14 protein-coding genes are annotated in these 17,750 nt (G+C 30.3%); 4 read left to right on the top strand and 10 right to left on the bottom strand.

The annotated features are described in order from the left end of the window. Positions 1–3: 3 nt before the first annotated feature. From ACSHW5_RS09990 to ACSHW5_RS09950, 9 genes are all read right to left on the bottom strand, one after another. On the bottom strand, positions 4–1,038 hold the full coding sequence (locus tag ACSHW5_RS09990) for a sensor histidine kinase (protein WP_435675986.1): 1,035 nt from the start codon (positions 1,036–1,038) through the stop codon (positions 4–6). A gap of 61 nt (positions 1,039–1,099) precedes the next feature. Next, positions 1,100–3,481: a TonB-dependent receptor domain-containing protein gene (locus ACSHW5_RS09985; protein ID WP_435675985.1), complete on the bottom strand. Its 2,382-nt coding sequence runs from the start codon at positions 3,479–3,481 to the stop codon at positions 1,100–1,102. A 229-nt stretch (positions 3,482–3,710) separates the two neighbouring features. Beyond that, on the bottom strand, positions 3,711–4,931 hold the full coding sequence (locus ACSHW5_RS09980; protein WP_435675984.1) for an ABC transporter permease: 1,221 nt from the start codon (positions 4,929–4,931) through the stop codon (positions 3,711–3,713). Positions 4,932–4,933: 2 nt separating this feature from the next. Then, positions 4,934–5,677, bottom strand: a complete 744-nt coding sequence (locus ACSHW5_RS09975; protein WP_435675983.1) for an ABC transporter ATP-binding protein — start codon at positions 5,675–5,677, stop codon at positions 4,934–4,936. Positions 5,678–5,683: 6 nt separating this feature from the next. Beyond that, positions 5,684–6,889 carry an efflux RND transporter periplasmic adaptor subunit gene (locus ACSHW5_RS09970; protein WP_435675982.1) on the bottom strand — a complete coding sequence of 402 codons (1,206 nt, stop codon included), beginning with the start codon at positions 6,887–6,889 and terminating at the stop codon, positions 5,684–5,686. Between the two features lie 11 nt (positions 6,890–6,900). Further along, entirely contained in the window at positions 6,901–8,232 is a 1,332-nt protein-coding gene (locus tag ACSHW5_RS09965; RefSeq protein WP_435675981.1) for a TolC family protein, read from the bottom strand. A 151-nt stretch (positions 8,233–8,383) separates the two neighbouring features. Next, the gene (locus ACSHW5_RS09960; protein ID WP_435675980.1) at positions 8,384–10,843 is read right to left on the bottom strand and encodes a S8 family peptidase; all 2,460 of its coding nucleotides are present in this window, start codon (positions 10,841–10,843) and stop codon (positions 8,384–8,386) included. Between the two features lie 6 nt (positions 10,844–10,849). Further along, on the bottom strand, positions 10,850–11,827 hold the full coding sequence (locus tag ACSHW5_RS09955; RefSeq protein WP_435675979.1) for an AAA family ATPase: 978 nt from the start codon (positions 11,825–11,827) through the stop codon (positions 10,850–10,852). Between the two features lie 144 nt (positions 11,828–11,971). Next, positions 11,972–12,748: a patatin-like phospholipase family protein gene (locus ACSHW5_RS09950; RefSeq protein WP_435675978.1), complete on the bottom strand. Its 777-nt coding sequence runs from the start codon at positions 12,746–12,748 to the stop codon at positions 11,972–11,974. Positions 12,749–13,086: 338 nt separating this feature from the next. On the opposite strand from ACSHW5_RS09950, the gene ACSHW5_RS09945 reads away from it, so the two are divergent. Then, positions 13,087–13,986 (top strand): EamA family transporter, encoded by a 900-nt coding sequence (locus ACSHW5_RS09945; RefSeq protein WP_435675977.1) that lies wholly within the window; start codon positions 13,087–13,089, stop codon positions 13,984–13,986. Between the two features lie 173 nt (positions 13,987–14,159). Here ACSHW5_RS09945 and ACSHW5_RS09940 read toward each other — a convergent pair whose 3' ends face one another. After that, positions 14,160–14,780, bottom strand: a complete 621-nt coding sequence (locus ACSHW5_RS09940; protein ID WP_435675976.1) for a MarC family protein — start codon at positions 14,778–14,780, stop codon at positions 14,160–14,162. Positions 14,781–15,388: 608 nt separating this feature from the next. On the opposite strand from ACSHW5_RS09940, the gene ACSHW5_RS09935 reads away from it, so the two are divergent. The 3 genes from ACSHW5_RS09935 to ACSHW5_RS09925 all read left to right on the top strand — a co-directional run bounded on the left by ACSHW5_RS09935 (position 15,389) and on the right by ACSHW5_RS09925 (position 17,749). Beyond that, on the top strand, positions 15,389–16,612 hold the full coding sequence (locus ACSHW5_RS09935) for an alginate lyase family protein (RefSeq protein WP_435675975.1): 1,224 nt from the start codon (positions 15,389–15,391) through the stop codon (positions 16,610–16,612). A 199-nt stretch (positions 16,613–16,811) separates the two neighbouring features. After that, the gene (locus tag ACSHW5_RS09930) at positions 16,812–17,246 is read left to right on the top strand and encodes an RrF2 family transcriptional regulator (RefSeq protein ID WP_435675974.1); all 435 of its coding nucleotides are present in this window, start codon (positions 16,812–16,814) and stop codon (positions 17,244–17,246) included. A 44-nt stretch (positions 17,247–17,290) separates the two neighbouring features. After that, on the top strand, positions 17,291–17,749 hold the full coding sequence (locus tag ACSHW5_RS09925) for a hypothetical protein (protein ID WP_435675973.1): 459 nt from the start codon (positions 17,291–17,293) through the stop codon (positions 17,747–17,749). The last annotated feature ends 1 nt before the right edge of the window (position 17,750 follow it).

Below are 17,750 nucleotides of genomic sequence, written 5' to 3'. Positions count from 1 at the left end.
AATTTAGTTGGTTTCAATTTTTAATTCCGCCAAAAAACGATTGTTTTGAATAGATGTTTTAAAACTATTTTTATTCGGATATAACAACTTTAAACGTTTTTCAATATTCACAAGTCCGATACCAGAACCACTTTTATCATCAGATTTTTTAGGAAAATTATCATTTTCTATGGTAAACAAAACCGTTTTTTCTTGAGAACTAATATTGATTACAATAGTACTTTGTTTACTTGCCGAAACACCATGTTTAAAGGCGTTTTCAATTAATGATATAAACAATAAAGGTGCAATTTTAATTCCGGTTTCTTCAGATGGAAAATTATATTTCACAATCGTTTTATCAGAAACTCGCAGTTTCATTAAGTCGATATATTTTTTCATAAAATCAATTTCTTTGGATAAAAGAATAGATTCATCATTGGTTTCGTACAACATATAACGCATCAACTTACTTAAACTATGGATTGATTTTTTAGCTTGTTCCGGAGAAATATCTACCAAAGCATAAATATTATTTAAAGAATTAAAAAAGAAATGGGGTTGCAATTGATAATGCAAATGTTGTAATTCTGATTTTAATTTAACATTTGCCGCTTCTTTGCGTTCTGCTTCTGTTTGTATCCATCTTTTGGTGGTTTTTAAAGCTATTGAAAATAATAGAGGAACCATATACGACAACATTTGTACATAAATAAACATTTTAAAAGGCGGACCACTACCCTCCTTTTTAGTCGTTTTCTTTAAGGTTTCTTCAAAAAACAAATCTTCAAAAAACTCTTTTAAAGTAATGCTTAACACAATTATGATTAAATTGATAAAAATAAACTGCACTATTTTATTTGAAAACAAGTATGTATCTATCAATACAAAATAGTTGATATAGAAAATAACAGCGTAAAAACCAATAGGAATCCAGAAGTGTGCAATAACTCTATTCAAATCTTGTTCTTGACCATAAGATAGCAAATAAGGCATACTTAAAAGTACAAGCCAAACTAGTATATGTGAAAAGAGGGTTATTTTTTTATTTTTATGCATTTTTTCTATTTTGAATCATCTTTTACAAACGATTTTTTATCTATTCCTTTTTTTTAATAAACTATCTCCTTCTTCCTCCAGAATACGTCATAGCTTCTCCTTTACCAAATCCGTAGCTAATACCTAAGGTAATAAAACGGCCACGTTGCCCAAAACTATACGTTTCAAACGTAGTTTGAGCCACATATTGTTCAGAAATTCTAGACTCAAACAAATCTCTAATTCCTAAATTTACAATGGCTTTTCCTTTAAATATTTTTTTTCGAATTCCTAAGTCTAAAAAAGCATATCCCGTAACATTACCTTGTACGGTTTCATAACCAGATTGGTAATTGACTGTAAATTCTACATCTACATCTGCCGGTAATCCTATTTTAGTTCCTAATTTTGAAGACCATTGGTTACCAGAAAAATCAAAAACTTGTCCTTCAAAAGTACCCACCCTATCAAAATAATTTACATTAAAATCTCCAGTTATTGTTAACCAATTATTGGCTCTGTATTTCCCATTTGTTTCAAAACCAAAAGCAGCATTTGTTCCTATATTTTCTGGCGTTGTAATGGTAACATTGTCTTCATATTTAGAAACACGCTCTACCATATCTGTTGTATATTTATGATACAAGCTAGAACTTAAAGAGGCTTTACCAATTTTGTAAATACTTGTTAGCTCATAAGAATCTGTAAATTCTGGTTGTAAATCTGGGTTTCCTACACGTACATTAAAGTTATTTCTAATATTAAAAAACGGATTCAAATCCCATAATCTTGGTCTAAAAATACGTTTCGAATATCCTGCTTGCAGCGAAAAATTTTCTCCTACTTTATAGGATGAATGCAAGGTTGGAAAAAAATTAGTAAAATCTTGTTTGTTAGATTGATTGGTATTTGTTAATAGTGTTGTTAAATTGGTTTGCTCTACTCTAAACCCTGCTTTTATGCCCCAATTTTCTTTTTCATAAGCACCTGTAGCATATACGCCCAATACTTTTTGGTTGTATTCAAAATTGTTGGTTAAATCTTGGTTTACCACAAAAACACCGTTGCTTTCATCTCTCACTTCATAATCATTACCAACATCATTAATCACATATTGCGCACCTGTTTCTAAGGTATAGGTTTCTGAAATTGGGTTTGTATAATCTGCTTTAAAAGTATAATCTGCTTGTTGAAATTTTGTATCTGTCTGCTGTTCGCTATTGCTATCAGCACCAGAAATGGTGGTGTTTGTAAAATGAGAAGATTGAACTTTTCCGAAAAAACTACCCAAAGCACTAAACAATAAAGTGTGATCTTCATTATTTTCAAATTGCTTTTTATAATTTAATTCGTACTTATATTTAGGGTTTGTAGCATCTGTAATTTCATTTCTTAACCAACTAGAAATTAAACTATTATTTGAATCAAAATAGCTAAAATTAGTTTCAGATGGTTGCTCTTCTATTTCGTACGCAAAATTACCAGATAAAGTAAGTACATTTAAATCGTTAATATGATAATCGGTACCTAAAGTAAGATTGTAAAAGGTTTCATCTCTGTATTCTATACCATTGCTAAAAACAACTTCATTATTCACTAAATCTCTATTAATAGCTTCAGAATCTCTTGGTAAAGACCTGTAACCAGCGCCTAATTGCGCAAACAAATTAAAACTTTCTGTTCTTCTATTCAAACTCAAACCAATACTATGATTGTCTGGAATACCCGTATTCACAGAAACGGAACCATTCCAACCTCTTTTTTCTTCCTTTTTTAGAATGATGTTTAAAATTCCGGCAGTTCCTGATGCTTCATATTTAGCCGAAGGATTTGTAATTACCTCAATACTTTCTATCATATCTGCGGTAATTGTTCCAAGCGCATTGCTAGATTCATCTGCTAAAACCGATGGTTTACCGTTGATTAATATTTGTACACCAGAGCTTCCTCTTAGGCTAATTTCGCCTTCAATATTTACATTTACAGAAGGCACATTATTTAGTACTTCTAATGCACTTGCGCCTGAACTACTAATATCTGCGCCAACATTAAAAACGCGTTTGTCTAATTTAAAAACAGTTTTAGATACTTCGCCTGTTACCACCACTTCATCTAATGCTTCATTGTCTGCAACCATTAGTATTTTTCCCAAATTTGCTTTTCCATTAGTACTATTAAATACAGTTATGGTTTTTGTTTTAAATCCCATAAAACTTATTTCTAAATAGAAATTAGTTTTAGACGTAGAAATACTGAATTTCCCACTTTCATCTGACGTTGTACCTGCAATTATTTTCTTAGTATTCTTATCATGAATTACCACAGTTGCATACGGAATAGGTTGAGAAGTTGAATCTTCAACCAATAATCCTGTAATTATAGTGCTGCTATTTTGTGCTTTTAAATTACCGATTGTCAGTAAAAAAAAGAGGATAAATAAAGTATTTTCTAGGAAAGTATTCATTCTATAGTATTTTTTAGTATTATTTCTATTTTCTCCTTAAAAAAGTATGAATATAATACTATTTTGCAAATGATAGTAGCAACACCTATTTTTTCATTTTGTTTAATTTTAAAAAAAACAATTCAGTTTTATGATACAAATTTCAGAAATTAAAATACCCAATTAGTATTCAAACAATTGTATTTATTGTTCCTGAAATTTGTTTCTACTTTTTTTATCAAAACATTAATTACTCGTAACGCAAAGCAGTTATAGGATCTAATGCAGATGCTTTTCTTGCAGGATACCATCCGAAGAAAATACCTGTTACCGCACACACTGCAAAAGAAATAATGATAGAATATAAGGCAACACTTGTAGGCCAGCTTAAAAACTTCTCTATAAAAACGGTGGCTCCAAGCCCAAGTATTACGCCTAGCAATCCGCCAGTAATACTTATTAAAATAGCTTCTATTAAAAACTGCATTAAAATATCTGCGCCTTTTGCACCAACGGCCATTCTTAAACCAATTTCTTTGGTACGTTCCTTAACCGAAACATACATAATATTCATAATACCAATACCGCCAATCAACAAAGAAATACTTGCAACTGCCACTAAAAGAAGTGTTAACATTTCACTGGTAGAACTAAAGGTAGAAATCAATTCTTCCATAGAACGCACACTAAAATCATCTTCTTCTGTAGCTGTTAATTTATGTTCAGAACGTAAAATTGTAGTTACTTGAGTTACAGCTTCTGGCGCATCATCTTCACTGACTGCAGATGCCATTATTTGATTTAAATAATCAATGGCTAAAATACGTTTTTGAACAGTGGTATATGGCGCAATTACTACATCATCCTGATCTTGACCAAAAGTATTTTCTCCTTTTTCTTCTAAAACTCCTATTACTTTAAACGGAATATTATTAAAACGAATCATTTGCCCCACAGGTTCTTGTCCATCAGGAAACACATTATCTACTACGGTTTGCCCTATTAAAGCCACTTTAGACGCAGATCTTACTTCGGCATCTGTAAACATACTTCCGCTTTGCAAGTCGACTACTTTAATTTTTAAATAATCTGGGTTTACACCATAAATGGTACTTGGCCAGTTATTAGAACCGTTAATTACTTGTCCGCCACCATTTACCACAGGTGTACTATAACTTAACAAGGTAGCTTGTTCTTTTATAATTTCATAATTTTGAAGCGTTAGTGTTTGTACATTTCCTCCACTTCCTCTAGCAGGTCCTCTTGTATCTGCTCCTGGTCTAATAGTAATCATATTAGAACCCATACTCGAAATATTTTCACGAATACTTTCTTTAGAACCTTCTCCAATGGCCAACATGGTAATTACAGAAGCCACACCAATGATAATACCTAACATGGTTAATAAAGTTCTTGTTTTATTAAGAACAATGGCTTTAAATGCGATTTTTAATAAATTTAATAGTCTCATAATTAATCGTCTTGTTTAGGTAATTTTGCTAACTCTGTTGCTGCAGATTGTACATGATCATTTCTATAATCTTTGATGATTCCACCATCTTTTAACACAATAGTTCTGTTACTAAAAGTAGCTATATCTGGCTCATGTGTTACAAACGTAATGGTGATTCCTTTTTTATTTAACTCTTGAAAAAGTGACATAATTTCATAAGAAGTTCTGGTATCTAAATTCCCTGTAGCTTCATCTGCAAGAATCATTACCGGATTGTTTACCAAAGATCTTGCAATGGCAACACGCTGTTGTTGCCCACCAGAAAGTTGCGATGGCGTGTGATCCATTCTATCACCTAATCCTACCATTTCTAATGCTTTTATGGCACGTTCTCTTCGTTCTTCTGTAGAAACCTTACTGTTGTACAATAGCGGTAATTCTACATTTTCTATCGCAGATGTTCTGGCTAATAAATTATACGATTGAAAAATGAATCCTATTTTTTCGTTTCTAATGGTTGCCAATTCATTTCTACTTAAATCTTTTACAGATACTCCATCAATTTCATAAGTTCCGGCCGTTGGTTGATCTAAACATCCTAAGATATTTAAAAGTGTACTTTTACCAGAACCACTAGAGCCCATAATTGTTACAAACTCTCCTTCTTTAATATCGAAAGAAATACCTCTTAATGCATGAACCGTTTCGGTTCCCATGGTAAACTCTCGTTTTAAATCTGCTATTTTAATGATTTCTTTACTCATGGTTTTTTATTTTTTTTTGCCTCCTGGACGTTGTGGCATAAACGGACTTTCATTAGAATTAGTTCCCGATCCTGCTGCTGCTTTTGTAGTTTCTTTTAAACTATACACTAATTTATCATCCTTAGAAACACCACTTAATATCTGAACATTTACACCATCACTTGCGCCTAAGGTTACTGTTTTTGGAGTAATACTTCTATCTTTATTTAATACCCAAAGCGTCGTTTCATTTTTTGCAGGAAAATTGGTTGCTTCCAGTATATTATGATGTGCATTATAGGTTGATAAAGTTTCTGCTAATGGACTAAAATTAATCGCTTTTGCTTCTGCTGTTAAGACATCATTTAGTTCTAATGTAAAAATTGAAATGGTTGCTGTTAATCCTGGTTTTAATTTTAAATCAGGATTATGAGCTTTAATAACCACCGTATAGGTTACTACATTTGATGTTACTGTTGGGTCTAATCGCACCTGAGTTACTTCTCCTTCAAAAGTTTCACCAATATACGCATCTACTGTAAACTCTACTCTTTGCCCCTCTTTAACCTGACCTATATCTGCTTCATCTACATCTGCTTCTACTTGCATTTCTTTTAAATCTTGCGCAATGGTAAACAAGGTTGGTGTGCTTAAACTTGCTGCAACCGTTTGTCCTTCATCAATAGCTCTCGATAATACTACGCCGTTTATTGGCGAATAAATATTGGCATATCCTAAATTTGTTCTTGCAGATTGTAAGTCTGAATAACGTTGTGTAACCGTTCCTTTTGCGGTTTCGTAATTATAGGTTGCCTCATCAAAATCAGCTCTACTGATTACTTGATTGTCAAACAAAGATTTTTGTCTGTCGTAAATTGTTTTCATGTAATTTCTTTGACTTACAGCGTTGTCATAACTTGCTTGCGTTTGCGAAAGAGACGATTTTAAATTGGTTTTATCCAACTCTGCAATTAGCTGACCTTCTTTTACGATGCTGTTATAATCTACATATATTTTTTCTACAACTCCAGAAACTTGTGTCCCTACTTCTACTTGTGTAATTGGTTCTATAGTTCCGGTAGCAGTTACCATAGTGGTTACATTTGCTTTTTTAGCAATTACTGTTTTGGCTTGTATAATAACGGCATCGTCACCTTTTATAAAAGAGTACCCTACAATGGCAAGTACAATAACAACTATGCTTATTATGATAATGTTTTTATTTTTTTTCATGATTTTATTGATTAAAGTTTGATATCGTTTCCTTGATAAAATTGTAATAATTGATGGTATAAAATATTTAAGTATTTAGCTTGTAAATAGTTTTGTTGTGCGTTGGTAAATGTATTTTGACTAATCACTAAATCAGTAGTACTTAAAGCGCCTAATTCGTATTTTTTTTGCGCTAGTTTATAAGATTGTTCCGACGCTACTTTAGAGGCTTCTGCTGCAATTACTTGTTCTTGTGCAGACAAGGCATTTTGATATGCAGTTTCTACCTTTTTATACACTTCTTTTTCTGTAGATAGCTTTTGTATTTCTGCTTTTTCTATGTTGATAGATGCCGTTTGTACCGCTGATTTCGTTTGATTTCTATTAAAAATAGGAATGGTTAAAGTCAACCCTAATTTTTGATTGAAATTCACATCAAACTGATCAGAAAATGTATTATCGTTAATACTTGTGTACCCAGAACCTAAACTTCCTGATAAGGATAAAGTGGGTAAAAAACCTCCTTTTGCAATGTCTAACTGTTTTTTATTGGCTTCAATATTTAAGTTGCTCGATTGTATTTCTGGTAAAATTCCCAATGCCTTTTCATACACATCAACTTTGTTTAATTCAAGATTTTCCAAATCCATATTTTCATCGATAGATTCAATTTCTAACTCTTGAATTGGAGATAATTCTAACAATTGTTTTAAAGCAATAATGTATTGTTGATAGTTGTTTTTAGCAGCAATAACATTGTATTTATTGGTTGCTGCCTGACTTTGAGCTTCTGTATAATCGTTTAAAGCAATGGTTCCTGCATCTAAACGAGATTTTGCTCTTTGTACTTCTGTTTCAGAAGCTAACAAGTTATTTTCTGCAATGGTAATACTTTCTTTGCTATACAATGTTTGTAAATAGATTTCTAAAATATTTAAAACAATGTTATTTTGTGCTACTTCTTCTTCAAAAACACTTTGGTCAAATAAAATTTTATTTTGTGCTATTTGATTGGTAATTTGATTTCCTTGAAACAAGGTCATAGAACTATTAATCCCCACATTTGTACTGTGTATTTGGTCTGTTACATAATCACTTGTAATAGGATCTATCGTATTTCCACTAGAAAAATTTTGCGAAGCACTTCCAAATAAATTTGGCAATCGAGATGATTTTGCTTTGTTATAATCTATTTCAGCAATGTTTTTAGTAAGCATAGCATCTTTAACCGTAATGTTGTTTTCTAAAGCATAATCAATGCAATCTTGCAAAGACCAAACTTTAGATGCCGAATTTGTAGCTACTTCTTGTGCAAAAGAAAACTGCACAAATAGGACGCTAAGAATGAGGATATATAATTTCATTTTTTTGAGTGTTTTAATTGAACACATCAAAGGTGAAATTATATACTATCTTATAAAAAGGTAATAGACGTTTGGTAGAATTGACTATACGAAAGCGGTTGTTTTATGGATGAGAAATTTATGATTGAATGAGAAGATTAATAGATATTTATTAAATATCAATAGGTATTGATACAGTAATTTGATTTAATACATCATTATATATGTCAATATCAGCTTCATTTGTTTCAATCGAAATGATTAAACTATATCTAACCGATGAATCATAACGTTTGAGTTTTTTTCTATTCTTCCACCATCCACCAACAGGATAAACTGCAATTTGATTCCTTAACGCTAAATCTGCAGCTGAACCTTCCCAAATATCTTTATGAATACTACCTTTATCTCTTATGTGACTTCCCAACACCCAATTCTCACTACCTTCAGCAACATAATCATCTTGTTCATCTTTTATAGATTTACTAACTCGAGATTTAAAAGCCTTTTGACTTTCATTTTTATCAATCATTTTAAATCTTAAACCGTGTGATTTATAAGATTGATCATTAGCATATCTTTTATTTCCAGGATTTGGTTCAATAAAATATGATAAAGTCACTATTAGTTTTACATCCAATTCAGCTAAATCAGACAATATATCTGTTGGCCAAGGCAAATCAAATAAATGAAAAATATTTGTTTTTACTCTACTATCTTCAAACTTAAAAGGTTTTAAAGTTCTTTCAGCGATAATGCTTAATGAATTTTCAGCACTATACTTAGCTTTGTTTAAATTAGGAATTCCATAGCCTACTCTAGATAAAAGTCTAGATTTTTCTTCTGAATTTAATTTTTTTAATCTTCTATTGTTCAACATTATATTACTCCAATCTGCAGAATGAATTATTAATGCTCTAATAGTTTCTGGTAAATAGTTTGGGTATTTTTGATATAATTCAGCGGCAAACTTTGAGGCTAATGCTACTGATGCACTTGTATCTGAAAAAGTAGTAATTGCAGAACCTCCAATGCCACCTACTCCTGTCGATAGAAGTTTTAAAGAATCGTGATCTAAAATACCGGAATTAAATATTCCATCATTACCTCCTTCAAATACAACATCTGGCTTTTTTGGCCATTTTTTATGCCAATTTATTGATGTAGAATTACATGGAGACATTTGACCTTTTTGAGCTAATAATTCTGCACTTGGAAATTGATTTACATCTAATCTATCTTTATTAGTGAAAGCTCCAACAGTAATAGCATTAAAAGATTGTGCAGGATCCTGTATTGAAAAATCATCATTAGATAATGGATATGTTAATCTATCATTTAAAGGTAAATTCCCACCAGATATTAATACTAAAGTATTATAATTTCGTTCATTTAATGAACCAAATAACTTTTGATCAATAGCGGCAGACCAAGAAGATGGTCTCCCTAGATATTGGTGATCTGGAGCTGTAACAGCCAAACAAACAATTCTTTTATTTCTAGGATTCATAATTTCTCCAATAGCAATAGCTTCAAGAGTTATTTGTCCATATAAATCTGGATCATTTGCTTTCCTATCAACAATCTTAATGCTTTCTATATTATTAGAAACATTGATTTGCGTACTAGAAGTTAGTGGTTCATTCAAATCCCCATATATAATAAGACCAGCCATAGGAGTTCCGTGTCCTTGTCTATAGGAGTCAGAGTTTGTCCAAGTTGGGTTTACTGAGTCTAAATTTCTTTCTGAAATTAAATCTTCTAATAAAGGGTTAACACGATTAACACCTGAATCTAAAAGACAAACAGAGATGTTATTTTCATCTATTTGGTTATTTATTCTACTACGTAAATCACTTACAAAATCACCCTCCCAATCTTTATCAAGATTTGTGAAGAAATCTGTAGTTTCAATTGGTTTTCTAATTTCTGCTAAATTATCTATATAAAGTAAACGTTCTCCTAGTTCTTCAGGAGTAGCTTTAATTAAGCCTACTATATTTTCTGGAAAAACAAGTAGCCTATTATTTGTTAATATAGTATCTGTGGATAATGAACTTAAAGTTTCTTTTACAACTTCTTGATTAGATCCACTAAACCAAACCTCCCACCATACACTTACACCCGAGCTTGGAAAATCTATTTCGGGTTCTTGCCAAAAACTTTCTAAAGTAGCTGCTCTAATATTTTCAATATTTGCAATTAAATTTTGATTTTTGGGTTTGCCAGTTTTTGTTTCTTCCGTTAAGTATTTTTCAACTTTATTTAAAAAATTCGAAACGGCTTTTTTATTTAAATAAACAGAAATTTTATAAATAATCTGTTGATTACCTTCATAATCAACACTGAATTGAGCTTTACAAGATGCAAGTCTATAATTTCCGGCAACATCTTCAAAACTATCAAATGCTAATTCGAAATTTAATGCAGATTCAAACTCTATATAAACAAATTCATATTCTTCATTTCCGTCTGTAAATTCAGATACAGCAGAACTAAAGGAGTTTTTTAAGCCTAAACCATGTCCTCTTCTATCTCTATCATCTTTATATTGGAATTGTCCACCACCATATGTACTATATGGCAAAGAAGTATTATTTCCATTAAGAAAAATGTGATTTAAATTTGACATATTATATTAGAAAGATGTTTTTCTAGAGTCAATTACTTCAAATAAAAATTCTAAGCTTGATTCTTCCTCTCCATAAATTATAATGTTTTTCAGAAAGTCTTGACAAATTTTTTCTAAATCTGAAAAATTTAGTCCAATAGATTTTTTAGAAAGCTCTTTTAGAACATTATCATCTATTACTTCGCTTTTAGAAAGCTCTCTTTTGTAATATTTAAAAATTTGCTCTTCTGTAGGCAATGGATAAGTTATAATATCATCAAATCTTCTGAATAATGCATCATCCAAATTTTCAGGCATATTTGTCGCAGCAATTATTAAACTATTCGAGTCATCCTTTTCAATTTGAAGTAAAAAACTATTAAGAACTCTTTTTATTTCTCCAACCTCATTTCCTTGACTTCTAGTTGTTCCTATACTATCAAATTCATCAAATAAATAAACAGCTCTAAACTCCTTCATTGTATCAAAAACTAAACGAAGTTTTGCTATTGATTCTCCCATATATCTACTAATTAGACCATCAAGTCTTATTACAAAAAGAGGAATACTCAATTCATTAGAGATTACTCTAGCAGTCATTGTTTTACCACAACCAGGAGGTCCTGTTAATAATAATTTCTTTCTTGGGAATAAATTATGCTGTCTTAATTTTTCTATTTGACGTTGTTCATCTAAAACTCTTTGAATAGATTTATTTAACTTCATAGATAAGACCATGTCTTTCAATCTATCATCAGGTCTTGAAAATTCCAATAAATCATTAAGTTCTTTTTGCGCAGGATTGACAGCTAATCTCTTTATCTTACCTTCATTAATTTTTGATTTTTTAGAATCTTGAATTATTTTTTTTAATTCTTCAGCAAGTTCTTGATGTCCTTTACGTGCTTCTGCTGCTGCTATTTGCATAGCTGTAGCATAGAAACGAGAATCATCTCCTTCACTGAAAGATCTAATCAAACTTTTTATTTGTTCAGCAGCTGCCATTTAACGTTGTTCTATTTTGATGTAAAAATATACAAAAAAAATATGATAACTATAAAAATCATTTTCTTTAAATATAAATTAAATTATATTTCCTTATATTATAATATTATCTAAAACTTAGTCTTTAAGGTTTATTAAACCTAACTAAATACAATTCAAATACTCTTTTCCAATATTATAAATATCTTCAGAATCTTTATTATCCAATCCAGAATACTCAGACAACGGAAAACTAATAGTAAGTTTAGTAGCTGCAAACTTAAAATTTTCTGCAGCATGCGCTTTTAAAAAAGTAGCATGAGCAATTACTTTAAAGGTAGAGTTTAATTGTTGCGGAGTTTTTGTAGCAGGTTCAGCTACATAACTACCTATAATTGGTAATCTAGATTTTAGGAAAGGATCAATTGGGAAATTATCTAAAATACCACCATCAGAATACAAGGTTTTATTAATAATAATTGGCGTAAAAATACCAGGAATAGCACAAGAAGCCAACACAGGTTTTAATAATTTACCTTTACTAAAATATCGTGGTTTGCCACTTTGCATGTTAGAAGCTGTAATGTAAATTGGAATTTCTAATTCGCTAAATTTCTTTTTAATTTTATTTTCTATAATCGATTTGAATAAAAAAGTATCAAAAAGACCAGCTTTTGTTATGCTAAAAAATGAAAACTTAAAAAGACTTGTTTTTTTAAATATCTGTAAAATATCTTTTGTAGAAATGCCAGACGCATACAAAGAAGCCACTAAAGCGCCTCCACTTGTCCCAGAAATAGCATTTATTGTTAGGCCAAGTTCTTCAATTTTTTCTATCAAAGCTAAATGTGCAGCGCATTTAATACCACCACCAGATAAAACTAAATTTACAGGTGTTTTTACATTTAATTTATAAAGTTTGGCACTGTTATTTTTAAGCACTTTATTTTTTTTTATCTCTAAATCATCAGGAATTTCATCCTTAGAAAATACAGGTAAATATACTTCATAAATATCTCAGTTTCTATTTATAACTGAGTAATTATGAATTCAATTTTATCTTTCTAATGAGAACAATTAAGAACTTATGCTAATTTTTAAAAGTCAAACAACATCTTTCAAAGGTACTTAAAAACCCTCTAAGAGTTTCGTTTTCACTGTAAACAACTAGAAGTAATCAAAAGTAAATCAATTAATTACAAAACAAAAACGATATACAAAAACAATAAAACTACCAATTGGTTTTAGGTAGCTACAAAATTAATATCTTCGCGCGCATTATGTGGATGTACCTTGGACTTTTAGCCGCCTTATTTTTAGGCTTACACAATTTATGTAAGAAACATGCCGTACAAGGAAATGAAGTTTTCCCTGTACTTTTAGGCACCATTTCTTCTGGTTTTTTATTGATTCTTCCTTTATATATTGGCTCTTTATATAATCCGGAATATATGGATAAAATACACTTTCTGATTACCGATATTCCTTGGAAAACACATGGGTTTATCTTTATTAAATCGGCAATTATGGCTGCTTCTTGGGTATTGGCGTATCAAGCTTTAAAGCATTTGCCAATAACAATTGTAACACCCATACGCTCAGAAGGTCCTTTTTTCACCTTTATTGGTGCTATTATAATTTACCAAGAACGACCTAATTTTTTACAATGGATTGGTTTTTTTCTCATTATTTTCTCCGTTTTATTATATTCTAAAATAGGAAAAAAAGAAGGCATCAATTTTAAAAGAAACAAATGGATATTTGCCATTATTGCGGCTACTTTTTTAGGCGCTTCTAGTGGTTTATACGATAAGTTTTTAATACAAACAGTTTCCCTGAATCCACAAACATTGCAATTTTGGTTTTCGTGGTACACCATGCTTATTCTACTAGTTATTTTGTCGATTACTTGGTTTCCTTTTAAAGAAAAACGAGCGTCCTTTAAATGGCGTTGGACCATTCCTTCAGTAGGTGTTTTATTAGTGCTTGCGGATTACTTTTACTTTAAAGCATTACAAGATCCTGAGGCATTAATTATGTTATTATCTGCCATAAAAAGAAGTCAAATACTTATTGCGGTAGTTGTTGGCGGACTACTTTTTAAAGAAAAGAACAAACGAAAAAAATTAGTACCGTTATTCGGAATTATGTTAGGTGTATTTTTGATTTTGTTTTCTTAAACCAAAAAATCCTAGAATTTCTGCTCAATCAGCATGAAAACTAAATGGAAAATTATACTCCCGTAGATAGCACAGATTTACGCGGATAAATAAATTTAAAAATCTGATAATTTCTGCGTTATCAACGGGAAAATATAGTGAAAAACGATATGTATTTTAATTATTTGAGTAAATTAAGACATCAATTGAAAAGAAATCTTAATACCCGTTATCACCATACCTGTTCCTATAATGGCAATTATCAATCCCATTATTTTACCAATTACAGAGATAACATTATTACCTACTACTTTAACAATAAAATCGCTTAATATAAAAGTGTAATACGCTAGTAAACTCATAAAACCAAAAATAGCAATTACCAATATAATGTGTATTGTTTGAACATTTGCTACAAAATTCATTGCAGTAACAATGGTTCCTGGACCAGCCAAAATAGGAATTGCCAATGGCGATACAGCAATATTTTCATCAACATCAACATTTTTAATATTTTTTACATTAGATTGTTTTGATTGTAGCATTTCAAAACCAATATAAAAAATTAAAATTCCACCTGTAATTTTAAAAGCAGGAATACTAATATTAAACAATTCGAAGATATATTTACCTAAAAGCACAAAAACAGTTACTATTATAAACGCAATAATATTGGCTCTTTTATTAATATCTCTTTTGGTTTTTTTGTCTAAACCTTGGGTTAAAGACACAAAAACTGTCATGTTTGAAATTGGATTGGTAATGGCAAAAAAACCTGTAAATACGGTTATTGAAAATGTAATTAAATTATCCATTCATCGTAAAGTTTGAGTTTGTATAAGATAAGAAATGTTAAGATTAATTAAAAATTAATCTTAACATTTCAACAAAAATAGATTAAGTATTGTTAACTGCGAAACAATTTAAACACTTACTATTTTTTTGATTTTAATTTCATTATAAACATCTGAACTCGTGGGTAAAAAAAGGTATTAGCAGTTACTTTAATAGTATTAAAACTTCGCTCCTTTCTTTTTGCACTATATAATGTAAATGTAGCCATACAACTCCAAATTAAATTTGAAACAAAAGACGGTATGGCGTTGTAATAATAACAATTAATGACTATTAAAAGTACTCCAAAAAGGTTTAAATACATGGAGTAATTAAAATATTTATTATTTTCTACAAGTGTTAGTCCGTAAGCAAGAATTAAAAAGCCAGACCCGGACCATTGTTAGATAATTAGAAAAACTTTTAACAACTTAAATACTTATAACTTTAAATAATTTGTTTACATTTAAAGATAAAAAACAACAGAAAACACCTAGTTTACTTCTTTTCAATCATAATTTTAGACAAACATTTAATTTATATGTATTTTTGGATTCAATAACACCTAAAAGTTTAATTGATGATAAAAATGGAAAAAACCATATTTTCACTTATAATTATTTGTTTCTTAAGTGCAACAACATTTTCAAATTCATTTATAGGTTTAGATTCCTTGAGCTTGGCAAAAACAAAAAAAATGATTGCCAACGGAACCGCATCAATAGAAACACGTATTACCTATCAAAAACTAATAAGCAAAGCAGATGTACTGTTAAAATCTCCAAACCCAACGGTGATGCATAAAACGCTAATTCCGCCTACCAGAGACAAACATGATTATTTAAGTATTAGTAGATATTGGTGGCCAAATCCAGATTATAAAGACGGTTTACCTTGGACCAAATTTGACGGATTAACCAACCCAATAACGCAAACAGATGATGTAGATAGAAAAAGATTAGGTGTTATGAGTAAAGGAGTTTGGACACTTAGTTTAGCCTACTATTTTACAAATAATGAAATGTATGCTCAAAAAGCAATTAGCATGATTGAAACTTGGTTTATAAACCCCAATACACTTATGAATCCGCATTTAGAATTTGCACAAAGTGTACCTGGTATTGCTATAGGAAGACCTTCTGGTATTTTAGATGGCCGCACTATTGTAAGGTTTGTGCCAGATGCAATTCATCTATTATCTACTTCTAAACACTGGTTAAATAGCCATCAAGAAATAACTACAGATTGGTTTTCTGAGTACTTAACCTGGTTAAAAGAAAGCGACCTTGGCATAAAAGGAAGTAAGCAAGAGAACAATCATGGTTCTTGGTATAAATATCAAGTGGCCTCTTTAGGTTTGTTTTTAGGTGATACCACATTAACAAAAAAAACGGTACAATTGGCACAAAAAAGCTTAGACAATATGCTAGATGATAAAGGCGGACAGCCTCTTGAATTAGCAAGAACTAGACCTTTTTTTTACAGTTGTTTTAACTTGCAAGCACTTGCAAATATTGCCGTAATTGCAGATAAAATTGGCATAGATATGTGGCACTATGAAACAGACAGTAAAAAAAGTTTAGCCTTAGCTATTAACTATTTAACACCTGTTCTTGAAGGAAAAGAATGGCATAATAATATGCTAGATGAACTTGATTATACCGCTTTAATTCCTATAGTTTCTGAAGCTTCTAAAAAAGTAAATACAGAAGAATACAATAAAATATTATCAAAAATTATAAAAATTACAGAAGAAGATAGAATAGAACAAAATGAAGTTTTAGATGCCTATTACTTGTTTAAAAATGATTAAACAAAAATCTAATTAACGTATTTAATACATAATATTCATTTATCTTTACGTTTATATTTGTGTGTGTACCCATTGTCTGCACTACTTTTATACTGTCATTTATATAAAATTAGAACACTTCTAAAATAAAATAAATTTTATAAAGGATAAGTTAGTCTTCTTTTAAAATATGTATTAAATTTGCCAAATTATAATTAATATGTTTTCAAAATCGTGCGAATATGGTCTTAGAGCAATCATTTATATTGCTCAACAGAGCACTAAAGATGAAAAAGTAGGTATGTTATCAATATCTGATGCTATAAATTCTCCACAAGCTTTTACAGCAAAAGTATTACAACAACTTACACGTGCTAAAATTGTAAGTTCTATTAAAGGTCCGCATGGAGGCTTTACTATTGAAAGTTCTAAAATGGATACTATTAAACTAAGTGATGTGGTAAAGATTTTAGATGGTGATTCAATTTATACAAGTTGTGGATTAGGGCTTAAAAAATGTAATGAAGATTCGCCCTGTCCCCTACACTTTCAATTTGTTGAAGTAAGAGACAAACTTAAAGAAATGTTAGAAAACACCACATTAGCAATGATTGTTAAAGATATGAATACTGAATTATTCTTTTTAAAAAGATAAAAAAAATTAAAATAATAAAGGATAAAAAGACCCTTTTATATGTTATGAAAAAAACGGTAATTATTATTACATTAATTTGGATTGGTTTTGTCTGTTCTATAAGTTTTATGGAAGCTTGGTTAAAATTTCAGGCGCCAAACATCACAATCCCTTTAGGTTTGGGAATTGGCAAGCTCGTTTTTGCTGCTTTAAATAGAGTAGAAATTTTCTTTTCTCTTGTCCTTTTTATAAGTTTTATCATCAATTTTAAAGAGCTAGAATCAACAGAAACCTTTACTGTTTCTACCATAATTTTAACTGTGCTATTACAAACATTATGGTTGTTGCCGGTTTTAGATGAAAGAGCAACGTTAATCATACAAAACATACAAGTACCAAAAAGCAATTTACATTTTGTAATTGTATTCTTTGAAATTACAAAAGTTGCCTGTCTTTTAACTTTTGGAAATATACAACTAAACAAACTGCAAACCACCAATTTAAAAACCTCTAAACCACTATAAA

Origin of the sequence: Polaribacter sp. (assembly GCF_051251875.1) — a bacterium.
Taxonomy (GTDB): domain Bacteria; phylum Bacteroidota; class Bacteroidia; order Flavobacteriales; family Flavobacteriaceae; genus Polaribacter.
Note: the sequence above shows the minus strand (reverse complement) of the source record. Positions and strands in the feature narration are given on the sequence as shown.